Source organism: Empedobacter sp. GD03861 (genome assembly GCF_029840885.1).
Lineage (GTDB): Bacteria > Bacteroidota > Bacteroidia > Flavobacteriales > Weeksellaceae > Empedobacter > Empedobacter falsenii_B.
In genome coordinates, this window is the sequence record NZ_JAOCDJ010000032.1 from 20471 (window position 1) to 27299 (window position 6829).

Below are 6829 nucleotides of genomic sequence, written 5' to 3' on the forward strand. Positions count from 1 at the left end.
CTTCTTACAAACGAACATGGACAAAGATTTTATTGAAGTTTACGGTGCACGTGAACATAATCTAAAAAATATTGATGTAAAGATTCCTCGAAACGAACTTGTGGTAATCACGGGTTTGAGTGGAAGTGGAAAATCTTCGTTGGCTTTTGATACGATTTATGCAGAAGGACAACGTCGTTATATCGAAACTTTTTCGGCTTATGCACGTCAATTTTTGGGAGGTTTAGAACGTCCAGATGTTGATAAAATTGATGGTTTGTCGCCTGTTATTGCAATTGAGCAAAAAACGACCAATAAAAATCCGCGTTCCACTGTTGGTACAATTACAGAAATTTATGATTTTCTTCGTTTGTTGTATGCGCGTGCATCTACGGCTTTTTCAGTCGAAACAAACGAACAAATGGTTGCTTACACAGAAGAGCAAATTATTGAGTTGATTCGAACACAATACAGCGAGAAGAAAATTGCGATTTTAGCGCCAATTGTACGTTCAAGAAAAGGTCATTATCGAGAAGTTTTTGTAACATATTCTAAAAAAGGTTTTCTTGAAATGCGCATTGATGGCAAGTTGCAAGATATTACGCCTGGAATGATGTTAGATCGTTACAAAACGCATGATATCGAATTGATGGTGGATAAAATGTTGTTGAATGATAAGGTGAATGATCAACGTTTGCGTTCAAGTATCGATCATGCAATGCAACAAGGTAATGGGATTACGATGATTTTGGATTACGAAACCAATGAAACGAAATTCTTTTCTCGTTCGTTGATGTGTCCGTCGACAGGAATGTCATATGCGTTGCCAGAACCTAATACATTTTCGTTCAATTCACCAAAAGGTGCTTGTCCGACGTGTACAGGTTTAGGTGAGTTGAAAGTGGTAAATCACGAAAAATTATTTCAAGATAAAGATAAATCGTTGTTTGATAATTTGGAAGAATTATTTGAGACGTTAAAATCATCTTCTCGAATAGAAAAACAATTGGAAGCGATTTTTGTCAAACATAATATAGACCAGAAAGTAGCATTCAAGAAACTTCCTCAAGCTTTGATTGATGATGTAATGAATGGTTTGAAAGAAACATTGAATGTTGATCTTAAGTTTGCATCAGTTAAAAAAACATATAAAATCGATTTTGAGGGATTGAATGAATTTCTTTCTGAAATTATGGAAGATAAAAATAATCCGTCTTCAAGTTCGATTAGCAAAAAGTTTGGAAAGAAAGTTATTTGTCCAAGTTGCGAAGGGAAACGTCTTAAAAAAGAATCACTTTTCTTTCGTATCGATGAAAAAAATATTGGTGAAGTTGCGGAAATGGATCTTCAATCGTTACAAAAATGGATTGAAAATGCACCAGTTTCGATGACGTCGAATCAACAACAAATTGCGCACGAGATCCTGAAAGAAATTTATACGCGTTTATCCTTTTTATTGGATGTAGGATTGGATTATTTGAGCCTTAATCGTTCTTCTAGAACACTTTCTGGAGGCGAGGCACAGCGAATTCGTTTGGCAACGCAAATTGGTTCTCAATTGGTGAATGTGTTGTATATTTTAGATGAGCCAAGTATTGGTTTGCATCAACGCGATAATGTCAGATTGATAGATTCGTTAAAGAAATTACGCGATATCGGAAATTCAGTTTTGGTTGTAGAACATGATAAAGACATGATTTTGGAATCAGATTATGTGGTTGATGTTGGACCAAAAGCAGGAAAAAATGGTGGTCAAATTGTTTGGGAAGGTGAACCAGAACAAATGTTAAAATCAAATACATTAACATCAAAATACTTAAACAATCAGTTACAAATCGAAGTTCCAAAAGAACGAAGAAAAGGTAATGGATTAGAATTGAAACTTTTTGGAGCATCTGGAAACAACCTGAAAAATGTAAATCTTACCATTCCTTTAGGAGAGTTGGTTGTAGTTTCGGGTGTTTCAGGTTCTGGAAAATCAACGTTGATTAATGAAACGTTGTACAGAATTCTGAATCAACATTTCTTTCGAGCAGAAAAAGATCCGATGCCTTACAAAAAAATCGAAGGTTTAGAACATTTGGATAAAGTAATCGAAGTGGATCAATCGCCAATTGGTCGTACTCCTCGTTCTAATCCTGCAACTTATACGGGAATTTTCTCTGATATTCGTACGTTGTTTACAAATTTACCTGAAGCGAAAATTAGAGGTTATAAACCTGGACGTTTTTCGTTTAATGTAAAAGGTGGACGTTGCGAAACTTGTCAAGGAGCAGGTTTGCGTGTGATTGAAATGAATTTTTTACCCGATATTCATGTCGAATGTGAAACATGTAATGGAAAACGATTTAACCGCGAAACGTTGGAGGTTCGCTACAAAGGAAAATCAATTTCAGATGTGTTAGAAATGACGGTAAATGAAGCGGTAGAATTCTTTGAAGCAATTCCGAAAATATTTCGTTATGTAAAAATGTTGCAAGATGTAGGTTTGGGTTACATTACGCTTGGGCAGCAGTCGACAACATTGAGTGGAGGAGAAGCGCAACGTGTGAAATTAGCAACAGAATTAGCCAAAAAACAAACAGGAAAAACAATTTATATTTTAGATGAACCCACAACAGGTTTGCATTTTGAAGATGTAAATGTGTTGATGAAAGTAATCAATAAAATTGTAGAATTTGGAAATACTGTTATCATTATCGAACATAATTTGGATGTGATAAAATTAGCTGATTATGTGATTGATATTGGTCCAGACGGAGGGAGTAAAGGTGGAAAAATTGTGGCAGAAGGAACGCCAGAAGAAATCATTAAGAATCCGAAAAGTGTAACAGGAAAATTCTTAAAAGACGAATTGAAATAAATAAAAAAAGTCCATCTAACAATTGTTAGATGGACTTTTTTTTATGACTTATAATCCGATTGAAACACCCATAAAAGGTTGTAATCCTGAAGAAAATATACTTTCGTTTTCTTTATATAAAACATTGTACATCACACCAGCTTGAAATCTTACTGGTCCACTCGATTGATATCCAGCTCCCAACCATAACGCAGATTCGTCCATGTCAGTTTCATAAATACTGTTGTAATATGGCGTACGATCGTTGTACTTTTGTTTTCCTGTGTAGTACATATAATTGGCTCTCAAGAAAATGTTTTCGATTGGAAAAAAGTTAATGTAAGGACCAACATTAAACAAATTTTGCTTTACATAGTCATCTTTCGCATACTGATAACCTGCTGTCGCACCCAATTCTAAATTGTTTGCAACCATATATCCAACACTTGGAGAAATATTAAACCCAAAATAACTGTTATTCCCAAAAGATAGTCCCAAACCACCTCCAAAACGCCAATTATTATTAAGCGTTTGATTTTGATTAATTTGAGAAAAAGCAGTATTGCTTAGGGTTAAAGAAATGATAAATAAAAGAAACTTTTTCATAGAAATTTAATTAATTTTTAACTTTTAAAAATGGCTCTAATTGAAAAAACCACTATAAATTTGCCTTATCAAAAATAGTAATTCTGTTTTTAAGTAAACATTATTATTTATTTTAAGTTAATTCGAGTCGTTCATAGTTTTTAATTATAAAAGAATAGAAATAAGATTTGATAAATCTATAATTCATTCGTTTTCTGGTTCTATATTTGCATTAGTAAAGTTAATCAAATAGACAATATAAAATTTAATCATATGAAATTATTATCGCCAGAAAAAAAACAAAAAATCGCTGATATTTTAATTAAATTATTAGCTGATGAACATATTTTATACTTAAAAACAAGAAATGCACATTGGAATGTAGAAGGTCCTGATTTTCAGACAATACATGTGTATTTTGAATCGTTATATAACGAGTTACAAATTGTTATAGATGATGTTGCAGAAAAAATTCGTCAAAAAGATGTTTATGCACCAGCAACTATGGCAGAGTATTTGCAGTTAGCTCATTTATCAGAAACAAGAAAAACAGAAAACAAAGATAGTTTAAGTTTTATTGCTGATTTACTACACGATCACGAAGTTATTATTGACTTTTTGGCGCAGGCTGTAGTAGAAATTGATGAGTTTCATGATATATCAACTTCGGATTTCTTAGTTGGTTTATTAGAACAACATCAAAAAACTGCTTGGATGCTTAGATCGCATCTAAAATAAAGTTGAACATTATTTTACTTCATAAGTTTTTAGTGTTAATTCATATTAGTGTTAATTAGGTTGAGCCTTGGATTTATCCAAGGCTTCAGCTTTTTATGACGGTTTGTAATTAACCTCCTACTTCTTTTATTTCTGCATCAGCAGCATTTGTTTTGACAGAAGCAATTCCATTTTTAGCGCCAGATTCAGTTTCGTACGATTGGCTTGTCCCAATTACTTGTCCATTTGTTGCCTTTAAATTGAAATGCCATTTACCAGAAGCACCTTCTTTTAATTCGTATTTAGAATCATCTTGCGAATTTTTGCGAACAGATTCAATTCCGTTTTCGCAGCTTGCTTTTTGTTTATAACCTTCGCTTGCCAAAATATTTTGTCCATTTTTAGCTTTCAAACGAAAACGATATTCTCCTGCTTTGTCTTGATAAATTTCGAACATAATTTAATTTTTTATAAATATTTTATCTTGTTGATTGTTATAAATTTATAAAAATTATTTGATAATTATCAATCTATAAAATATTGACAAAAAAAAATCCTGAAAAATTATTTCAGGATTTCTATTCTTTTATTGAATTCTTTTTAAATCGTCAATATTATGTTTGTGCATATAAAGAGGAATGTGTTCTATAACAACGTCGTTCTTTTCTAGACCAAAAGATTTCGGAATGTTGAATTCTATTTTCTTTAATAAATAATAAACTTTTAGTGTGAAAAATTCTTTCATACTTAATTTGGTTTCAATTGAAGGAAATTTCTCAATCAAAACAAATTTCATGTCAGGATCTTGATTGTATTTTTTCAAACAGGTACTCAGGTATTTTAACTCTAATTCTCCATTTGCATACATATCGTTGATTACTTTTTTGATATATTGTTCTGTTTTTGGTTGAACTCTAAATCCTACATTAAATGTAATTCGATATATTTTTTGATCGACAATTGGCAATATTTTATAGCTCAACGTGTACGGCTCACTATCTCGGTTAATGTTTACAAACCAATAGACATCTGCACGTTTTGGTCGTTTTGATAAAATAGATTGAATACTGTATTTCTCGATATTTTTCGGATTGGTAGATTTCGTTAAGTAAAACAAGAAAGTCGAATATTTATTGATTGTTTTATCTTCACTTAATTCAGTTAACACATTCGCGTAACGTTTAATTTTAACGAATTCTAAGTTTCTAGAATTAAGGATTTTTCCGTAAAAACTACAATACATTATTATGAAGAACAGCCATCCCATTAATAAAGCTAAATATCCACCATCAACAAATTTGACAACATTTGCTACGAAAAATGAAGATTCTATTGCTACGAAAATCGACAAAATTGCCACAATAAATACTTTGTTGAACTTTGTATAATAATTAAGATAATAGGATAACAAGAAGGTCGTCATCAACATGGTAACTGTAATAGCAAGTCCGTAGGCGGCTTCCATATGGGACGAATCTCGGAAATATAAAACAATAAAGACACAGCCAGCCCATAACATAAAATTGATTGTAGGAATGTAAACTTGGCTTTTGTGCTCGTTTGGTTGAATAATTAATGTTCTTGGCCAGAAACCTAAGTTGATCGCTTCGTTGATTAAGGTAAAAGATCCTGTAATCAAAGCTTGAGACGCAATAATAGCTGCACCTGTGGCAATACAAATTCCAGGGATCAAGAACCAATCTGGCATCATTTCGTAGAAAGGATTTCTACCATCTAACATAGGATTGTCTTGATGCATTAACCAAGCTGCTTGTCCTAAATAGTTTGTTACTAAACAGATTTTAACGTACAACCAACTAATTCTAATATTTTTTCGTCCACAATGTCCTAAATCGGAGTATAATGCCTCAGCACCTGTTGTACATAAGAATACAGCGCCAAGAATCCAGAATCCGTGAGGATAATTCATCAATAAGTTATACGCGTAATAAGGGTTTAATGCTTTGATGATACTTGGATGATGTACGATATGTAAAACTCCTAAGCCTAGAAGCATTGTAAACCATAAAACCATAAATGGTCCAAATATTTTTCCTACTTTATTTGTTCCAAATCGTTGGAAGAAAAATAACATCGAAAGGATAAAGATGACAATAGGTATAGTAGGTAGATTTTCGAGTCCGTTTAGCATTCGTAGTCCTTCAACAGCAGAAGAGACGGAAACGGGGGGGGTGATAATTCCATCGGCGAGCAAAGCAGAAGCTCCAATGATGGTTGGAATAATTAGGTTTTTACCTTTTTTCTTGATTAATGAATACAAAGAAAAAATTCCTCCTTCGCCATCATTATCCGCTTTTAGTGTCAACCATACATATTTGATAGAAGTCTGAAAACACAAAGTCCAAAAAACACATGATACGCCTCCGTAGACAATGCTCTCTTCAATCACGCGAGTCTCGCCAATTATCGCTTTCATTACATATAAAGGACTTGTTCCAATATCACCGTAAATGATTCCAAATGCGATTAAGAGCGTTGCCGCTGTTACTTTGTTCATCGTATGGTTTGATTCCATAAGCAGTATTTTAAAATTTCTACGAATGTATGCCGTTGAAAAGAGATTAAACAATCTTATTTATTTATAATATAAAACCAACATTATACTTATTTTCGATACTAATTATAGCGTATTTTTACACTACTACAGTCGGTTTTTTATTAATGGAATAAATTTAAGTATTATTA

The 6829-nt window shown here is 32.6% G+C and carries 5 protein-coding genes; 2 read left to right on the plus strand and 3 right to left on the minus strand.

Features of this window, described 5'->3' with window-relative positions; genetic code table 11:
* Positions 1 to 16: 16 nt before the first annotated feature.
* Positions 17 to 2842 (plus strand): excinuclease ABC subunit UvrA, encoded by a 2826-nt coding sequence (gene uvrA / locus N5D03_RS12030; protein ID WP_280051800.1) that lies wholly within the window; start codon positions 17 to 19, stop codon positions 2840 to 2842.
* Between the two features lie 48 nt (positions 2843 to 2890).
* On the opposite strand, the gene N5D03_RS12035 is transcribed toward uvrA, so the two are convergent.
* Positions 2891 to 3427, minus strand: coding sequence for a hypothetical protein (locus tag N5D03_RS12035; protein ID WP_280037607.1), 537 nt, complete (start codon positions 3425 to 3427; stop codon positions 2891 to 2893).
* A gap of 252 nt (positions 3428 to 3679) precedes the next feature.
* On the opposite strand from N5D03_RS12035, the gene N5D03_RS12040 reads away from it, so the two are divergent.
* Positions 3680 to 4144, plus strand: a complete 465-nt coding sequence (locus N5D03_RS12040; protein WP_114999161.1) for a DNA starvation/stationary phase protection protein — start codon at positions 3680 to 3682, stop codon at positions 4142 to 4144.
* Between the two features lie 109 nt (positions 4145 to 4253).
* Here N5D03_RS12040 and N5D03_RS12045 read toward each other — a convergent pair whose 3' ends face one another.
* Together N5D03_RS12045 and N5D03_RS12050 are read right to left on the minus strand one after the other, a co-directional pair.
* A complete protein-coding gene (locus N5D03_RS12045) occupies positions 4254 to 4580 on the minus strand; it encodes a YegP family protein (protein ID WP_125350254.1) in 327 nt (108 codons plus the stop codon).
* 129 nt (positions 4581 to 4709) lie between these two features.
* Positions 4710 to 6659, minus strand: a complete 1950-nt coding sequence (locus N5D03_RS12050; protein WP_280051801.1) for a KUP/HAK/KT family potassium transporter — start codon at positions 6657 to 6659, stop codon at positions 4710 to 4712.
* Between the last annotated feature and the right edge of the window lie 170 nt (positions 6660 to 6829).

Coding starts and splice junctions, on each gene's coding strand:
- N5D03_RS12050 (WP_280051801.1), bottom strand. CDS start 6,659: ATGGAATCAAACCATACGATGAACAAAGTAACAGCGGCAACGCTCTTA.
- N5D03_RS12035 (WP_280037607.1), bottom strand. CDS start 3,427: ATGAAAAAGTTTCTTTTATTTATCATTTCTTTAACCCTAAGCAATACT.
- uvrA (WP_280051800.1), top strand. CDS start 17: ATGGACAAAGATTTTATTGAAGTTTACGGTGCACGTGAACATAATCTA.
- N5D03_RS12040 (WP_114999161.1), top strand. CDS start 3,680: ATGAAATTATTATCGCCAGAAAAAAAACAAAAAATCGCTGATATTTTA.
- N5D03_RS12045 (WP_125350254.1), bottom strand. CDS start 4,580: ATGTTCGAAATTTATCAAGACAAAGCAGGAGAATATCGTTTTCGTTTG.